The following is a 16,846-nucleotide window of genomic DNA, read 5'->3' as shown; positions in this document are numbered from 1 at the left end:
CATGGGGCGGCGACAGGCCCGCGGGAGGGAAACAAGTTCTATGACCGAGATCACCTGCATTGCCCGGATGTCACACCAGGTAGGCGAATCCATCGTCTGGGACGAGGAGCGCCGACATCTTCTTTGGTGTGACATCATGGAACCCGCGATCTATGCGCTCGACATCAAGAGCGGCGAACGCCTGCGCTGGGGGTTCGCCGATCCCGTCGGCAGCTTCGGGCTGACACGAAATGGCAAGCTCGTGGTGGCTCTTAGCCGCGATGTCTATCTGTTCGATCGTGATACCGGAGAGCGTGCACATCTGGCGCAGGTTGAGACCAATCCCGGCACATCGCGCCTCAATGACGGAAAGGTCGGCCCGGACGGGGCATTCTGGGTGGGGAGCATGACCCCGCCGGACAGCCCCTCTGTCGCGGCGCTCTACCGTGTGACCGCCGACGGCCACGTCGAGAGGAAGGTCGAAGGCCTTGCGACCTCCAACGGCCTCGCTTGGTCGCCGGACGGGCGTATCATGTATCACTCGGATTCACGTGCTGCCTGGGTGGACCGCTGGGACTTTGATGCCGCGACCGGCACGATCGGCAACCGCCAGCGCTTTCGCACCCTGAGCGAGCAGGAGGGACGGCCCGACGGCGCCGCCACCGACAGCGCCGGCAACTACTGGAGCTGCGGCGTCTCGGCCGGGTGCCTTAACTGCTTCGCGCCGAACGGTGGCCTGCTGGCGCGCATCCCCGTGCCGGTGCCACGTCCGACCATGCCGTGCTTCGGTGGCCCGGAACTCAAGACGCTCTATTTCACGAGCCTGAGCTCCAACCTGAGCGAGGAGGCGAAAGCACGCTATCCGCTGTCTGGCAGCGTCTTCAGCATGCCCGTCGACGTTGCCGGCGCCCCCGTGCCGCGCTTCGCCGACTGATCCGCCCCATTTCCTCCGCCGGCTGTCAAGTCTGACTGGTCGGCGCGTCCGCCGCGCGGTCGAAGAGGCCAGCCGCCACGTCTTGCAGGCGTGGCTCGTCGACCCCGATGAAAGGCATTGGCCGGCAGACCGCGATGGCCGCGATGCCGACCCGTGCCGTCAACAGGCCGTTCAAGGCCCCCTCCCCGAGCTTGGCGGAAATGCGCGCCGCGAGCCCGAGGCCAAGCACCTGCTGGACGATGTCGTCCCCAACTGCAACGCCGCCTGTGACGGCCAGATGCGACAGCACGTTGCCGGAGAGCCGGAGAAAGCCGAACAGTCCTGGCCGGCCGCCATAGACGGCGGCGACCCGCCTCACCAGGCGGACGCAGGCGAACAGCACGAAGCCGATATCGACGATGGCGCGCGGGCTCACCGCCGTCACCAGCGACACCTGCTTGGCCCCATTGGCCACGATGCGGCGGGCCTGCCGGTCCAGGGGCTCGAGTAGCTCGCGCTCGGCGACAGTCAGCCGGTCGCTCGCATCAACGATTTCATCGGCCATGCCGGTGAGCACGGCGCGGCCGCGCGCGGTCTCCGGGCGATGGGCATAGAGCGCGCAGAGCGCCGTCACGATAGCGACCGCCTCGCGATCATCTCTCGCGAGAATTGCCTTTTCGGTCCGCGCCCGGAGCGACTCGATGCGCCGCTCGCGGAAAATGCCGAGCGCCTCGCGCAGCACGATGGCGAGAAAGGCAATGCCCGCCAGTGCCGCCAGCGCGACGGCGATCCAGCCCAGGGCCGGATAGGCGCTGAACAGGTCGCGTATCAGTCGCTCGAGCGCAAGCGCGAGCCCCAGAACGGCGAGCCCGCCAAGCGCAGAGGCAAGCCACGCGCCCCACGGGATTTTGCGCCGTCGGCGGGTAATAACGATCTCTTCCGCCTCGTCGAATGGCGCGTCCTCCTCGGCGACGACGATGCGGGTGCCATGCCGCGCTAGCTCCTCGCCAGCGTCGGCGCCCGGGCCATAGGACGCCACGGCCGGGTCATCGAGACGAAACGCCCTTGGCGCGCGCGGGCGGCTATCGGACATAGGATTAGGTCCCTTCCATCACGCCAGCCTGTCGCCCAGCAGGAACTCCAGCGCACGATCAAGCCGGATATGGGGCAGCGGCGCGAGGCGCCCGCCGTGATCGCGCGCACGCCGCGGCGGCCGGAAACGCGGGAAGCGCAGGGCGCCCGCTGGAAAACCGCCTGAAAACACCGTCTCGGGATTGTCGGGCAGCTCGCCAGGAAAAATCGCAGCCTCGGTTTCGCCATCGAAGATCTGGCCGTCGATCTCCTCCCCGGCTGCCGGCGTGCCGACGATCGCCGCGAGGTTTTCGCCATCCTCGCGGACCGTCGCCTCGCGCGTCGCCCGGATCGCGGCGAGCGCCACCGTGCCGACGGTGCCGCCCGCGCCCTGGGTGCGGCGCATCGAGCGGTCGACGAGCAGCCTGAGGATGGCTTCCAGCCGCTGATGATCGGCCCGGTGCAGATGGTCTGCCTTGGTGGCGGCGAACAGCACCTTGTCGATGCGCGGCGAGAAGATGCTGGACAGGAAGCTGTTGCGGCCCGCGCGAAAGGCGAGCAACACCTGATCGAGAGCCGTCTCCAGCTCGGCGAGTGCGGCAGGGCCCGCATCGAGCGAGGCGAGCACGTCGACGAGCACGATCTGACGGTCGAGCCGCGCAAAATGCTCGCGGAAGAACGGCCGCACGACCTGTGCTTTATAAGCCTCGTAGCGGCGCTCCATCTGGCTCGCGAGGCTGCGTGGCGGCGTGACGAAGCCCGGCGGCAGATCGAGCGGCGCGAAGGTCAGCGCGGGCGAACCGGCGAGATCGCCCGGCATCAGGAAGCGGCCTGGTGGCGTCGTCGCGACAGCCTCGGGACCGGCCCTCAAAGCCTTCAGATAATCGGTGAATGTCCCTGCGAGCTCGGCAATATCGGCCTCCCCGACGGCACCAGCCGGATCGCGATTGAGAGCACGAAGCCAAGGCGCCGCGATATCGGCGCGCTCTGGCCGGCGACTGCCTGTCACAGTCTCCCGCGACCATTCGGCAAAACTCTTGTCGAGGAGCGCGAGGTCGAGGAGCCACTCGCCGGGATAGTCGACGATGTCGAGGGCGAGTGTCGCCGGCCCGCTGCGCCATCCGGCAGCTCGCTCGTAATCGATGCTGACGCGCAGCTCGGCGATCCTTCGCGTCGACTCCGGCCATCGCCGCTCCGGCTCAGCGAGCGAGGCCATGTGTTCCTCGAAGGGAAAGCGCGGGACCGTGTCGTCAGGCTGATCATCGAGCCGGGCCTTGCGAATGCGCCCTTCGGCAGAAGCACGAAAGACCGGCATGGCGACGGAGCCCAGCAAATGATGAACGAGGGCCGTCGTGAAAACCGTCTTGCCCGAGCGCGACAGACCCGTCACGCCGAGGCGCAACCGTGGCGAAACGGTTGTGGCGGCGAAATGGCCGAGATTGCGAAGGGCGTCGACGGTTCCGTCGAGGAAGGATGAAGCGCTCACAGCATAGAGATAGGCAATGGAGGACGATCAGTCATCCTCACCGCCAAGGCTTTTCGGCGTGACGAAGCGGTCGAGGCGCCCCTTGAACGGGGCCAACTCTCCCCACCGCCCGGGGAAATCGATCACCGACAGCGCGGCTGTCGGAAATTTGCGCTGTAGATCGGCGAGCTGACCACTGTCGCCGCCGCCTGACAAAAGCAGCGTCAGCTCCGCCATGCCCGGATTGTGACCTACGACGAGAAGCGTGCTCACGTCGTCGGCGATGCCACGCAGTACCGCCAGTAGGATCTCGACCCGCGCCTCGTAGATGCGCGGCTCGGTCTTCATCGGGATCCCATCGGATCGCGAACCGCCAGCAAGCACCGGCGATACCAGCGCCCAGGTATCCTGCGTCCGCCTGGCGGAGGACACGAGGACGAGGTCCGGCAGGAGCTTCTCCGCCGCCATGTAGCTGGCGATCAGCGGCGCGGCCTTACGACCGCGGGCTGCGAGGGGACGTTCGTGATCGGTCACGCCATCAGGCCAGTCGGATTTGGCGTGGCGTAGAAGGACAAGCCGGCGCATGGCGCCACGTTACGGCGGATCGCCGCGCGCGAAAAGATCTGCCGTGCCAAACAGTCCACCGGAAATCTATTCCACGGGCGGAACCAAGCAGGAACTGCCATGCACAACCCTTTGTTAGGGCGTACGTTAGGGCGACATCGGCAACGGGTGCCGGCGATCGGAGGATCAGCTCATGAGCGCGTCGGACTATCACAAGGACCGCCTCGGCAACCAGAAGCTCCATCCCGAAACATTAATGCTCGGCTATGGCTATGACCCTGCCCTGTCGGAAGGGGCCGTGAAGCCGCCGGTCTTCCTCACCTCGACCTTCGTCTTCAAGACCGCCGAGGACGGTCGCGACTTCTTCGACTACACGGCCGGCCGCCGGCTACCGCCAGAGGGTGCGACAGGCGGCCTCGTTTATTCCCGCTTCAACCACCCCAATAGCGAAATCGTCGAGGACAGGCTGGCGATCTTCGAGGAAGCGGAGAGCTGCGCCATTTTTTCCAGCGGGATGGCTGCCATCGCCACCACCCTCCTCGCGGTGATGCGACCCGGCGATGTAATCCTCCATTCACAGCCGCTCTATGGCGGCACCGAGACGCTGATCGCCCGCACCCTCAGTTCTTTCGGCATCGGCGCGGTCGGCTTCAGCGACGGTGTCTCGCCGGACGCTGTCGCCACAGCAACTGCCGATGCCCTCGCGGCCCGTGAGCAAGGTCAGGCCGGCACTGCGGGCAAAGTCAGCGTCATCTTCGTGGAAACCCCGTCCAATCCGCTCAATACCCTCGTCGACTTCGCCCTCATCGCGCGCGCCGCCGACACGATCGCGGAGAAGCAAGGGACGCGTCCGCTGATCGTCTGCGATAACACCTTGCTCGGGCCGCTCTTCCAGAAGCCGCTCCGCCATGGAGTCGATCTGGTGATCTACTCGCTCACGAAATATGTGGGCGGCCATTCGGACCTGGTTGCCGGCGCGGTCGTTGGCGCAGGCGACAGGGTCAAGCCCATCAAGCTCCTGCGGGGCGCGATCGGCAACCAGCTCGATCCCCACTCCGCCTGGATGATCGGCCGGTCGCTGGAAACACTGTCGCTGCGCATGACCGCTGCCTGCCGCAACGCGGAAGCCGTGACCCGCTTCCTGGTGGATCACCCCAAGGTCCACCGCGTCTATTACCCCGCCTTCTTCCCCGAAGGCAGTCCGGAGCGCGACGTCTATCTCAGGCAATGCACGGCGGCAGGGACAACCTTCGCCTTCGACATCGCCGGCGGTCAGGATGAAGCCTTCCGTTTCCTGAACGCGCTGCGGATCGTCAAACTCGCCGTCAGCCTGGGCGGAACGGAGTCGCTCGTCTGCCACCCTGCAACGACGGTCCATTCGGGCGTGCCACGGGAACTGCGAGAACGGATCGGCATCTCCGATGCGACCATCCGCATGTCGATTGGTATCGAGCATGCGGATGATCTCGTCACAGATATTGCCCAAGCGCTCGCTACATTAGAACAAGCATAGAGACGAAAAGGGCCGCGTAGATAATGGCCACACGGTGACTATTCTTTGCTGCATCCGCAGCGGAATTGCGTCATAAGTTGCACGCGGCCGGCAGGATGCGTGCCGATCGGGGACGAGCCACTGCTGGCGCTAGCCGTCGAGCTCGGCCGCGAAGCAATGCGTAACGAGGGAGACGTAACCGTGAAACGAGCTTCGATTGCGGTGCTGATGGGCATCGCCCTGATGCTGGGTGCCTGCGTGACCGCCGTGCAGGACAAGGAAAACATGCTGGCTGCGGCCGGGTTCAACATGCGGCTGGCGGATACGCCGGAGAAGATCGCCTCCCTCAAGAAGTTCCCGCCGCACAAGTTCTTCGTGCAGAATCAGAACAACCAGCCGGTCTATTTCTACGCCGATCCCACGATCTGCCGCTGCCTCTATTACGGCACCCAGGCCAACTACCAGGCCTATCGCCAGATGGCCTTCCAGCAGAACCTCGCCGATCAGCAGCAGATGACGGCCATGATCAACCAGCAGACGGCCTTCGACTTCGGCCCTTGGGGCGACCCCTTCTGGTACTGAGGACGCCGCCGGGCGGTCCGATAGTGCTCATCAACGAAAAGCAGGCTTCGTGCCTGCTTTTTTGTGGCCGGGTCAGGGGGCGGTTCGTTGGAGACGCTGGTGATCAGGATGATACGGTTCCCTCCTCGGCCCTGACCGGGAGAGGCGCGGCTTTTCTGGGCTGCGGCAGACGCACGACGGCGAGCAGGGCTATACCGAAGCCAACCACCATGACCCACCACGCGGGACGGATCGCCGTCCCCACATCCAGATTCGCCTCGAGCACGAACCGCCAGGGCGCTCCCGTGGTCGCCGCGTACCAGATGGTCTCCACCACGGCGGTAAAGGCCCCCGTGACCACAGCCGCGCCTGCGAGCTGCACCCCTCGCAGGGGGACAGCAAAGCGATGCATAAGACGATAGGCGAAGGCCAACCCGAAAAAGCCCGTCATCAACACGGCTTCTGTGACATCAATCTTGGATTGCAGATAGAAGTGGATGAGCGCGAGCGGCGTTATGACGTAGATGGCCCGATGCAGCGTCTGCCAGCGGCGCCCCAGTCGCCGGATCATGGCATCGGTTGAGGTCGCGGCGAGGACTGCGAGCCCGATGAGAGCGACGAAGCCGATCGTGAGATAGATCCGCAAGACGATCTCGCTCGCCACACGGCCGAGATCGAAGCTCTGGTCCAGGCAGTAGAGCGTGAAGTGGATCGCGACGTAAGCAAAGGCCGCAACGCCGAGCATACGCCTGATAAGGATGAGCTTCGGCCAGTTGCCTATCCGGCGCAGCGGCGTCACGGCGAGTGACGCGAGCATGAACCGAACTGCCCATAGCCCGTTCTGGTGAATAGCCTCGGTCACGGGCTTGGGGGCATACCATCCCATCGCCCAGGACAACGCGATCCAGCCCCCAGGAGCGAGCACACAAAGGAAGGTCGCGAGCTTCAGCGGCGAAAGCCGGCCCGCACGGTCGCACCAGGGGAGCTTTGCCGCGCGCGGCATCAGGGGGTTAGACGGGCGAATGGCACCATCCTCTTCGATCCTCCACCGCACGACCAGCCGCGGCAGATCCTGCATGCCCACGAGAGCGAACGACCTCGCGGATCCAAGAGATTGGCAATATCTGCATTTGTAGCGCAAGAGGGCACGCCAGCGGCAGCATACACATCACCGTGACGAGAATTCAGAGCAGGAACTCACACGCAAGACACAGATTGAAACAAACTGAAACAAAAAATACGGAAGATGCTGAAGTACATATTCTTATGTACTTTCAGTGTACGGCGTCTTTCTTAAATGTATAACGGAGTTTTAAGTTCTGTGGCGATATTGCGACATAGACTTACAGAAATTTAATTTGAATCCCAACACGATACATCACATTCTTTCCTTCTCTCGAAGGAGACAGTGATATGCAGAAGACGATGATCGCCGCCCTTGCCGCACTGGCCGTCGCCGGTTCTGGCGCCCTCTCGGCAAGCTATGCGCAGCCCGCCAACGCGCCCGGCGCTTCCCAAAGCACCGCGACCCAAGAGGAAACCCGCCAGGGTCGGGATCACGCACGCGGTCCGATGCGGTTGTCGGCAGAAGATCGCGGTGCCTTGCTCGATGCACGCCTCGCGGGCTTCAAGGCCGGATTGAAGCTGACGCCGGAGCAGGAAAAGGCCTGGCCAGCACTCGAGACGGCGGTGCGGGATATCGCAAAGCAGCGCGGAGAGCGGATGGCAAAATGGCGTGAGGCGCGCGAAGAGCGTGGGAAGAAGGAACGCCCGGACATGATCGAGCGCCTCCGGCGGGGGGCCACGATGATGGAAGAGCGCGCCAAAACCATGCAGACGCTCGCCGACGCGGCCGCACCGCTCTATGAGAGCCTGGACGCCGGGCAGAAGCGGCGCTTCGACGTGATGGCGCGCGATATGATGGATCAGCACGGCCCCCGCCGTGGCGGTCCTGAGCGCGGCCCGCATCACCGCGGCTGACGCGGCGACTAAAAAATGGATCGCGGCGCCATCATGCTGCGATCCTTTTCTCGCTACACCGAGACCCGCCAGGTCTCAGCCCGGGGACTATCGCGTCCGTCTACTCCCTGACCACCAGCACCGAGCAGGTGGCGTGGCGAACGATGGTCGCAGCGTTTGATCCGAGCAGATAAGTCGACATCGCCGGCTTGTGCGAGCCGACGATGATGAGATCCGCCTTCATGTCCTCGGCTTCCTGCAGCACCTCATTATAGATAGAGCCCAAGCGCACCACGTGGCTGACCGCGATTTCCGGCGCCACGATCGACTTTGCGAGCGCCGCAAGATCGTTCTCGGCGGTCTCCTGCTGTTCCGTGTCGAAGTCCGGCGGAACGAACTCCATGAAGGTCACGGGCAGGATCGACCTGACATAGATAAGGCGCACCGATCCAGCCGTTGCACTGGCGAAGGCCACCGCCTTGTCGATGGAATGGCGCGAGAAGCCGGCATCGGAGATGTCGATCGGCACCAGAATATTCTTGTACATTCATTGCCTCCGTCACTGTGACCCGGCCGCGGCTCCATCGCCCGGACTATCGACCGGCAACCCTTGCCCTGGACACGCCAGGGCACGAAAATCTCTCGGCGAAACACCGTATCTGCATTTTGACCAGATGGGTGACGATATCCGATGGATGCCGACAAACAGCAACAATAAAGCCCATCGCGAAAGGTGCCTTTACCCTTGGCGGGGAGGCGTGTGGACAACGAGGCCGTCGAGATCGGGAGTGACCCTGATCTGACACGACAGACGTGACCGTGGCTGCACATCGGAGGCGAAGTCGAGCATGTCCTCCTCCATGCCCTCCGGGGGCCCCACCCGATCCCACCAGGTCTCCTCGACGTAAACGTGGCACGTCGCGCAGGCGCAGGCCCCGCCACATTCGGCATCGATGCCGGGCACCCCGTTGCGGATGGCTGTCTCCATTACCGTGGAGCCGACTTCCGCCTCAACGGTCCTTGCCGTCCCGGCGGCATCCACGAAAGTCACGGCTGTCATAATCTGTCCTTCGGCACGCAAGACGAGAAAAGGTGAAGGCCGGCGAGGCCGCGCAGTCAGATCGCGCGGGCAAGGATATCCTGCATCGCAGTGTCCGCAGCCGTGATGGCCGCATCGAACCGTCGGAAGAGAATCTTCAGCTCCGGCGTTGCCGGATCCGCCAGTGCATCTTCGATGTCCTGAACGATGGCTGCCAGCTTCCACGCCCCGATCGCACGGGAAGAGCCCTTCAAGGTGTGGGCGGCATCACTCCGCGCACGAAGGTCGCCCTCACCGGTGATGACGGCGTGTTGCTGCCGGAGCTGGTCGCGGAAAAGGCCGATGATTTCGCATGCGAGTTCGCTATCACCTCCCGTCTGCTGATCGAGGTAGGCCGCGTCAATATCCACAGCATCTTTGGCCGGAGAGGCCTCTCCGAATCGCTCACTCATCACACGCTCATTGTTCGTGCAGATATTGCACACCGACTGGGGCACCATGCAGCGCTATCGCCGCTCCATCAACATTCTTCGCAACCTCTACGGTGATCGACAGCGGCGTGGATCGAGAGTGCCAAAAGGGGTAAAAAAGCCGTTAACGAAACTCTCAATTGCCTCTTGCCTCGGGTTTCAATTGCGGCGGCGGGGGGTTAAGCTCTCATGGTAAACGGCGGTATTTGCTGAATGTTTGCCGATAGCGGCGGCCACGTTCAGCAAGGTCGGGGAGGAGGCACCCTGATCGCCGCATGGAATTGGGGGCGATGCGAGGCGGCGACATGGCCAAAGAAAATAAACTCGTTGATCCGACGCAGGAAGCACTGTCGGCGCTGGAACAGGCGTTGACGCTCAATGTGGCGGACATGCAGGCGCCGGGCTCCCAGGCGAAGACCGCCGATGCCAAGGACACCAAGGACGCGCGGTTACCTGACACGCGCGACGACGACATGTTCGCGGGCAAACGCCGGGAATCCACGCCCGCAGAGCCGGCCCGCCCCGGACCGAACCATATTGATCCCCCTCGCCCCGCTGCCGTCATCGCGCCTGATCCGTCCCGCGTCGCCAACGACGATCGCCAGTCCGTCGGCGCCTTGCTCCAGACCCTGCAGCAGAAGCCTTCGCGGGAGCCACTCTGGTTCGCGGCTTTGGCGTCGCTGTGCTGGCTCGTCGCCATGGGCGCCTTCCTCAACGCGCGCTACGGCATCTCTGCCAATGGCGTGCAGACTGTGCTCACGACGCTCGCCCCGACTGACTGGGGCCTTATGGGCGTGTTGCTCATTGGTCCTGTCCTCCTGTTCTTCGTGTTGGCCATTCTGAGCCTGCGGACGCAGGAAATGCGGCATGTCGCGCGCGCCATGACAGGCGTGGCCGTCCGTCTCGCACAGCCGGAAACTCTGGCATCGGAGGCTGTGGTCAATTTGTCGCAGGCGGTTAGGCGTGAGGTCGCCGCCATCGGTGACGGCGTCGAGCGCGCGCTTGCCCGCGCCGGCGAACTGGAGACACTCGTCCGCAGCGAGATCTCGACACTCGAACGCGCTTATCAGGGCAACGAGATCCGTATCCGCACGTTGATCGACGAACTGGTCGCGCAGCGCGAGGCGATCGTCGCGAACGCGGACCGCGTGCGTGGCTCGATCACAGGCGCCCATGAAAATCTCACCCAGGAGCTTGAGACGGCGGGCCGCAATCTCGTGGAAGCTGTGACGACGGCGGGTACGAAGGCCGCCGAGTCCCTCGGCTTCAAGGGCGAGCAGATGGCCCAGACGCTGGACCAGATCAGCGATCGCATGCTGAACGAGATGCAGAGCCGCGGAACGGGCCTCGTCGACCGTCTCAGCGCCACGGCCGAGAGCGTGAACGTGCGCCTCGCCAACGCGAGCAACGAGGTCACGGCCCTTCTCGACAAGAAGGGGCTGGAAATCTCGCAGACCATCGAGCAGACCGGGCACAAGCTCAATGCTGGGCTCCAGGAAAGCTCCGTCGAAGTTACGCGGAAGCTCGCCGCAACCGGCTCCGAAATCGCCGACAGCATCGCGCGCAAGGCGAGCGAAGTGAACGAGACGCTGAGGACCACGGGCGAGGCGCTTGGCGCGACCTTGGGCGAGCGTGGCGCGGAGGTCAGCCGCCGCATCGAGGAAGTGGGCGCGGGTGTTGCGACGACCATTTCCCAGCAGGGCAGCGAACTCAACGAGACCATCTCGGTCGCCGGCCAGAAAGTCGCGAGCACCATTGTATTGCGCGGCACGGAAGTGACGGAGCGGATCGAGGAGGTCGGCCGTGGCGTCACCGAAACGATCGTCGAACGCGGCGGCAATCTGGCGGATCGCCTCGCTTCGACCGGCGATCGCATCCATGACACCATCGAGACGAACGGCCGCACGCTTGAAGAGACGCTGTCTGCCACGGGCGACAGGGTCGCTAAACTGATCGGCGAGCAGGCAAGCGGCGCCCAGGGCGCCTTCGAAGCCAGCGCCAAGCGTTTCGCAGAAGATTTCGTGAATCGGACGGCCGAGTTCAAAACGGCCATCACCAACCAGACGACGGAAGCGCAGGAACTGCTCAGCGGCACCGGCAATGAGATCGTGCTGGCCGTCGCGGCGCAGGGCTCGCGCGTCAACGACACGCTTGCCCGCAACGCGGAAACGCTTGCACGCACGATCAACGAGCGTAGCCGCAACCTGGACGAGACCCTGCTGCAACGTCTCGCCGCCTTCGAGCAGAGCATCGAAGCTGGCGGGGGTAAGCTCGCATCCTCGCTCGAGGGCAGGCTTGCGGCCTTCGAGGCAAGCATCGCAACTGGCGGTGGCAACTTGACCGCGGCCCTTGATAGCCGGCTTGCGGCGTTCCAGTCCGGCGTCCAGGACGGCAGCGGACAGCTGGCCTCCACAATCGAGGAGCAGTTGACGGCGCTATCCAACGCCTTGCAGACCGGCGGTGAGCAACTGGCCCAGGCGCTGTCTGGACGCATCGATACGCTGAAGGCCAGCATCGCCGAGGGGGGGCAGCAGCTCTCCACCACCTTGGACGGCCGCATCACCACCTTCATCAAGAGCGTCCAGGCCGGCACGCAGCATCTGTCCGCAACGCTCGAAGGCCGCCTGAACGCCCTGAACACGAGCATCAATACCGGCGGCCAGCAGATCACTGCCTCGCTCGACGAGCGCCTGGCCGCATTCGGGCTGCGTCTCGACGAAGGCAGCAAGCAGCTCGCCAATGCGCTCGACGAACGCCTCGCCGCGCTCAACGGTGGTATCAACGAAGGGGGCGCTCGCCTCGCCGCGACGCTCGACGGACGCCTGGCTGCGCTCAGCGCCAGCGTCAACGAGGGCGGCAGCCAGCTCGCCTCCACCCTTGACGAGCGGCTTGCCGCGCTCAATTCCGGCATCAGCTCCGGAAGCGCACAGCTCGCGGCCACCCTCCACGAACACCTGTCCACCTTTGGCGATCAGATCAACGGGACGAGCCAACAGCTCGCTGCTACGCTTGATGGACGCCTCGCCTCCTTCAGCGCGGCGATTGACACCGGCAGCCAACAGCTTGCAACAACCATTGATGCAAGACTCGGCACCTTCAACAGCCGCATCGAGCACGGCGCCACCCGCCTCGCCGAGGCGCTCGACACGCGTCTGGCCGTCTTCGGTGATGCGATCGGCGATGGCAGCACGCGCCTTGTTGAGGCGCTCGATGGTCGCCTCGCCACGTTCAACAGCCACGTCGAGGATGGCGCCACCCGCCTCGCGGATACCCTCGACACGCGTCTGGCCGTCTTCGGCGACGCAATCGGCGATGGCAGCACGCGCCTCGTTGAAGCACTCGATGGTCGCCTCGCGACGTTCAACAGCCACGTCGAAGAGGGCACGACCCGTCTTGCCGATACCCTCGACACACGTCTGGCCGCCTTTGGCGATACCATCGGCAAGGGCAGCACGCGCCTTGTTGCGACCCTTGATGACAGACTAACGGTCTTCAGCAACCGGATCGAGGGCGGCAGCAGCAAGCTCGCGCTGACCCTGGACGAGAGGCTCGCCGCGCTGGACACCTCGGTTGACCAGGGTAGCGAAAAGCTCGCTGCAACTCTCGATAGCCGGCTTGCCGCGTTCGGTAGTCATGTCGAGGAGGGCAGCCAGAAGCTCACGTCCACGCTCGACGACCGTCTGCAGACCTTCAACAGCCGCATCGAGGATGGCACCGACCGTCTGGCGGAAGCGCTCGACGGACGACTTGCAGCTTTCAGCACCACGATCCACGGCGGCGGCGACAAGCTCGCAGCGGCGCTGGATGGTCGGCTGCAAGCCTTTGGCGACCTTGTCGAGACCGGCAACAACGAGCTTGCATCCACGCTCGATAGCCGCCTCGCCACCTTTGGCGCCACGCTCAGCGATGGCAGCGAGAAGCTCGCCAGCACGTTTGACGAGCGCCTATCTCTGCTCAGCAGCCACATCAAGGATGGCAGTGGCGCGCTCACGAGCACCATCGACGAGCGGATCTCGACTTTCATCGAGGGGATCGAGGCGGGGAGTTCTCACCTTGCGTCCACACTGGACGAACGTCTCTCAGCCTTCGACGGAAGCATCAAGAACGGGAGCAGCGATCTCGCCACCGCACTCGACGAGCGCATCGCCGTTTTCGCCAAGACGCTGGCAGATGGAGGCGAGCATCTTGCCACGACCGTCGAGGGCCGGCTTGCAGCATTCGACAACAGCGTCAAGAACGGCGGCGGCCAGCTGCTCCAGCTTCTGCAACAGCGCCTTTCCGCCTTCGAGACAACGGTCGAGAGCGGCACAGGACGCATCACCACTGCGCTGGACGCGCGCCTGGCGGCACTCGAGACGTCGGTTGAGAGCGGCGCCGGCCGCCTGACCGCAGCGCTCGATGACCGCTTGACCGTGCTCGAAACGAGCCTGGAAAGCGGCAACGATCGCCTTAATTCAACGCTCGAGAGCAGGCTTGCGGCCTTCACGGACACGGTGGTCTCGGGCGGGCGGCAGCTCGACACCGTCATTGGCGAACGCATCGCCGGTTTCGAAGACGTGGTCGACACGCGTTCGCGCTCGCTCGACTTCGCTCTCGCGTCACGCCTTGCGAGTTTCGAGAACCTCGTCAATACGGGCGGGCAGGAGCTTATCGCGACCTTGGGCATGCGCATCGGCAGCTTGCAGGAACTGATGGAAACCCAGGGTCAGAAGCTCGATACGACGCTGACGAACCACATCGGAACGTTGCAGGAAACCGTCGTCATCCACGGCAGCACGCTGGTGGACCGCATCGCGAGCGATACCGGCCGCTTCACCGAGGTGGTCGAGGCGCAGCTCACCGCTGTGCGCGACCTGTTCGCCACCCACGGTGAAGAGCTCGGTAACGCGCTCATCGAGCGCAGCCGTGCCGCGGCCGAAGTCATGGAGCAGCAGATCACTGCGATCGAGCAGCGGTCAGCGGCGAAGAGCGGCGAGATTGCAAAGAATCTCGACACCCTCATCACCGGCATCGACGAAGGCCTCGGCGCGCGCGCCAACGCCTTGAGCGAGGCACTGATCCGCCATACCAGCGGTATCGCCCGCGTCCTCGCAGAAGGTGGGCGTGAGGTGACCAATGCCCTGGAAACCAAGGCCGACGAGATCGGCAGCATGGTTTCCGGGAAGAGCGAGGCCCTTACGGAGATCCTTTCGCGCAAGGCGGAAGAGATCAACCAGACGCTCGGCGGCCGTGCTCTGGAGATCGCCTCCACGCTCGACCAGCGTGTTGCTCGCTTCGAGGAGCGCGTCGTTGACCGCCTCGATTCCGTGTCGACAACCCTGGACGAGCGGGGCCGCCGCCTCAGTGAAGAGCTGACGCTGCGGTCGGAAGCCATCGACTCGAGCTTGGGCAATCGTATGGCTGAACTGTCATTGTTGTTCGGCGAGAAGGGCACCAGCCTCGTCACGAACCTCGGCAACCAGGGCGAAGCGATCGCCCGGGAGCTCGCCTCCATCGGAGAGGCCGTGGTCCGGACGCTGGAAGCCCGGGGCCTGTCCGTGGCCGACGCCGTTCGCGAGCGCAGCGAACACATGACGGAACTCTTTGCGGCGTCGAGCGAAGGCCTGCGTCAGGCTATCGACGCGGGTACGAGCCAGTCCATCGAGGCTCTGGTCGCGACCAACGATCGCCTCCGTGGCGAGCTGAATGGCGTGCTTGGCCGCTTGTCGGAGGCCAACCAGCTCCTGCAGCAGTTGACGGCGGGTGCCAGCACCAATCTCACAAGCGTCGAGGAAGGGCTCGGCCAGCGCGTGCGCGAGCTTGAAAGCGTGCTGAACACCGTGACCCAGGAGGCGCAGCGCGCCACCAGCGAGGTGGGCGCACAGGTGGAAGCGTTGCGCGAAGTGTCGAGCGGCTCTGTCCAGACCGCCAATACGCTGGCCCAGCAGCTCGCAACCCAGGGTCAATCGGTCGCCCAGCTTACGACGGATCACGTCCAGGCGCTCGCGACGGCGGCTTCGACGCTTGATAGCGTGGAAACCCGGCTCGGGGCTGCCCTCGAGAAACGCCGCGCCACCCTGGAGAACCTGCTCGGCGCCGTGGCGGAACGCACCGGCGATATCGAGCAGATCACCGGCTCGTTCAACGCCCTGTTGGTCGATTCCCTGGAGGATGCACAGAAGAAGGCTCGCCAGATCGGAGCGCTCCTGGCCAGCAACGCTGAGTCGACGACACAAGCGCTCACCGAACAATTCAACCAGATCCGTGCGACGACCGATCACGAGCGCGAGCAGACCGCCGCGGCGCTGCGCAAAGCCTACGAACAGGTCCTCAAGGAGATGGGCGAAGGCCTCGGCAAGGCGACCGAACGCTTCCATGGCATCGCGGATGACATGCGGTCCGTATCTGGCGAGATCCGCCAGGAACTCGAGGCGACGCGCCGCGAGTTGCAGCGCGGCATGGTCGAACTTCCGCGAGAAACGCAGGAGAGCGCCACCGCGATGCGGCGTGTGGTGGCCGATCAGATCAAGGCGCTCAACGAATTGACCGACATCGTGTCCCGCCAGGGCCGGTCGCTCGACGTGGCAGAGCCTCGCACGAGCCAGCGGGGTGATGTCGCCCCTCGGATGGAAGCGCCCGCCCGCCGTAACGCTCCTCCACCACCCGAAGCCACAGGCCCTCGCACAGGTGCTCCGCCACCAGCCGCGCAGACGCGGTCCTCGGCTGCAGCCGTCGCCGATAGTTTCACGGACGCGGCCGCGCGCTTGGCCCAGCCCCGCCGGGACGAGGCGGTGGCACCTACGCCTACGCCTGGGCGTGAGGCCAACCAGACGGGAGCACGTGGCTGGCTGTCCGACCTTCTTGTGCGTGCCTCGCGCGATGACACCACGCCCAAGGGAGCAGACGTTGCTGCCAAGCTCGCGGAAGCTCCGCCGCCTGCTCCTCAGGAGCGCGGCGAGCGCTCCCCACGGCATACGATCGAGCTTCTGGACTCGATCTCTGTCGATATCGCGCGGATGATCGACCACGACGCGGCACTTGAGCTGTGGGAGCGCTACAAGCGCGGCGAGCGCAACGTTTTCACCCGCCGGCTGTATACGCTCCAGGGCCAACAGACCTTCGAGGAGATCCGCCGGAAGTATCGTCGTGATCCGGAATTCAGGGATACGGTGAACCGCTACATCGAGGAGTTTGAGCGATTGCTCGCCGAGGTCTCACGCAAGGACAGAGACTCGGTGATGACCAAGACCTATCTCACGTCTGAGACGGGCAAGGTCTACACGATGCTGGCCCACGCCACCGGACGCTTCGACTGATACAGCCACGAAAAAACGGGCCCGATCAACAGGATCGG

The 16,846-nt window shown here is 64.5% G+C and carries 12 protein-coding genes; 5 read left to right on the top strand and 7 right to left on the bottom strand.

Annotated features, from left to right (window positions below; genetic code table 11):
* The first annotated feature begins 40 nt into the window (after positions 1-40).
* Complete coding sequence (locus KIO76_RS12285; protein ID WP_213323544.1) at positions 41-913, top strand: SMP-30/gluconolactonase/LRE family protein; 873 nt, start codon at positions 41-43, stop codon at positions 911-913.
* Between the two features lie 25 nt (positions 914-938).
* Here KIO76_RS12285 and KIO76_RS12280 read toward each other — a convergent pair whose 3' ends face one another.
* The 3 genes from KIO76_RS12280 to KIO76_RS12270 are packed head-to-tail and all read right to left on the bottom strand — an operon-like array spanning position 939 to position 4,013.
* Entirely contained in the window at positions 939-1,985 is a 1,047-nt protein-coding gene (locus KIO76_RS12280; protein WP_213323543.1) for a YcjF family protein, read from the bottom strand.
* Positions 1,986-2,003: 18 nt separating this feature from the next.
* Positions 2,004-3,449 (bottom strand): YcjX family GTP-binding protein, encoded by a 1,446-nt coding sequence (locus KIO76_RS12275; protein ID WP_213323542.1) that lies wholly within the window; start codon positions 3,447-3,449, stop codon positions 2,004-2,006.
* 27 nt (positions 3,450-3,476) lie between these two features.
* Positions 3,477-4,013 carry a SixA phosphatase family protein gene (locus KIO76_RS12270; protein ID WP_213323541.1) on the bottom strand — a complete coding sequence of 179 codons (537 nt, stop codon included), beginning with the start codon at positions 4,011-4,013 and terminating at the stop codon, positions 3,477-3,479.
* A gap of 172 nt (positions 4,014-4,185) precedes the next feature.
* Here KIO76_RS12270 and KIO76_RS12265 point away from each other — a divergent pair, with 172 nt between their 5' ends.
* The gene (locus tag KIO76_RS12265; protein WP_213323540.1) at positions 4,186-5,505 is read left to right on the top strand and encodes a cystathionine gamma-synthase family protein; all 1,320 of its coding nucleotides are present in this window, start codon (positions 4,186-4,188) and stop codon (positions 5,503-5,505) included.
* A 180-nt stretch (positions 5,506-5,685) separates the two neighbouring features.
* On the top strand, positions 5,686-6,066 hold the full coding sequence (locus tag KIO76_RS12260; protein WP_213323539.1) for a hypothetical protein: 381 nt from the start codon (positions 5,686-5,688) through the stop codon (positions 6,064-6,066).
* A gap of 103 nt (positions 6,067-6,169) precedes the next feature.
* Here KIO76_RS12260 and msrQ read toward each other — a convergent pair whose 3' ends face one another.
* Positions 6,170-7,123 carry a protein-methionine-sulfoxide reductase heme-binding subunit MsrQ gene (gene msrQ, locus KIO76_RS12255; RefSeq protein ID WP_249729863.1) on the bottom strand — a complete coding sequence of 318 codons (954 nt, stop codon included), beginning with the start codon at positions 7,121-7,123 and terminating at the stop codon, positions 6,170-6,172.
* A gap of 335 nt (positions 7,124-7,458) precedes the next feature.
* Here msrQ and KIO76_RS12250 point away from each other — a divergent pair, with 335 nt between their 5' ends.
* Positions 7,459-8,025, top strand: coding sequence for a Spy/CpxP family protein refolding chaperone (locus KIO76_RS12250; RefSeq protein ID WP_213323538.1), 567 nt, complete (start codon positions 7,459-7,461; stop codon positions 8,023-8,025).
* A 100-nt stretch (positions 8,026-8,125) separates the two neighbouring features.
* Here the strand turns inward: KIO76_RS12250 and KIO76_RS12245 are convergent, their stop codons facing one another.
* From KIO76_RS12245 to KIO76_RS12235, 3 genes are all read right to left on the bottom strand, one after another.
* The gene (locus KIO76_RS12245; RefSeq protein ID WP_213323537.1) at positions 8,126-8,551 is read right to left on the bottom strand and encodes a universal stress protein; all 426 of its coding nucleotides are present in this window, start codon (positions 8,549-8,551) and stop codon (positions 8,126-8,128) included.
* Positions 8,552-8,743: 192 nt separating this feature from the next.
* Positions 8,744-9,064 carry a 2Fe-2S iron-sulfur cluster-binding protein gene (locus tag KIO76_RS12240; RefSeq protein WP_213323536.1) on the bottom strand — a complete coding sequence of 107 codons (321 nt, stop codon included), beginning with the start codon at positions 9,062-9,064 and terminating at the stop codon, positions 8,744-8,746.
* A gap of 56 nt (positions 9,065-9,120) precedes the next feature.
* Positions 9,121-9,495, bottom strand: a complete 375-nt coding sequence (locus tag KIO76_RS12235; protein ID WP_213323535.1) for an Hpt domain-containing protein — start codon at positions 9,493-9,495, stop codon at positions 9,121-9,123.
* A 323-nt stretch (positions 9,496-9,818) separates the two neighbouring features.
* Between KIO76_RS12235 and KIO76_RS12230 the strand changes: the two genes are divergently transcribed.
* The gene (locus KIO76_RS12230; RefSeq protein WP_213323534.1) at positions 9,819-16,808 is read left to right on the top strand and encodes an apolipoprotein A-IV repeat region-like domain-containing protein; all 6,990 of its coding nucleotides are present in this window, start codon (positions 9,819-9,821) and stop codon (positions 16,806-16,808) included.
* Positions 16,809-16,846 lie beyond the last annotated feature (38 nt).

Source organism: Chelatococcus sp. YT9, from assembly GCF_018398315.1.
Lineage (GTDB): Bacteria > Pseudomonadota > Alphaproteobacteria > Rhizobiales > Beijerinckiaceae > Chelatococcus.
Note: the sequence above shows the minus strand (reverse complement) of the source record. Positions and strands in the feature narration are given on the sequence as shown.

Coding starts and splice junctions, on each gene's coding strand:
- KIO76_RS12285 (WP_213323544.1), top strand. CDS start 41: ATGACCGAGATCACCTGCATTGCCCGGATGTCACACCAGGTAGGCGAA.
- KIO76_RS12280 (WP_213323543.1), bottom strand. CDS start 1,985: ATGTCCGATAGCCGCCCGCGCGCGCCAAGGGCGTTTCGTCTCGATGAC.
- KIO76_RS12270 (WP_213323541.1), bottom strand. CDS start 4,013: ATGCGCCGGCTTGTCCTTCTACGCCACGCCAAATCCGACTGGCCTGAT.
- KIO76_RS12265 (WP_213323540.1), top strand. CDS start 4,186: ATGAGCGCGTCGGACTATCACAAGGACCGCCTCGGCAACCAGAAGCTC.
- msrQ (WP_249729863.1), bottom strand. CDS start 7,123: ATGCAGGATCTGCCGCGGCTGGTCGTGCGGTGGAGGATCGAAGAGGAT.
- KIO76_RS12250 (WP_213323538.1), top strand. CDS start 7,459: ATGCAGAAGACGATGATCGCCGCCCTTGCCGCACTGGCCGTCGCCGGT.
- KIO76_RS12245 (WP_213323537.1), bottom strand. CDS start 8,551: ATGTACAAGAATATTCTGGTGCCGATCGACATCTCCGATGCCGGCTTC.
- KIO76_RS12240 (WP_213323536.1), bottom strand. CDS start 9,064: ATGACAGCCGTGACTTTCGTGGATGCCGCCGGGACGGCAAGGACCGTT.
- KIO76_RS12235 (WP_213323535.1), bottom strand. CDS start 9,495: ATGAGTGAGCGATTCGGAGAGGCCTCTCCGGCCAAAGATGCTGTGGAT.
- KIO76_RS12230 (WP_213323534.1), top strand. CDS start 9,819: ATGGCCAAAGAAAATAAACTCGTTGATCCGACGCAGGAAGCACTGTCG.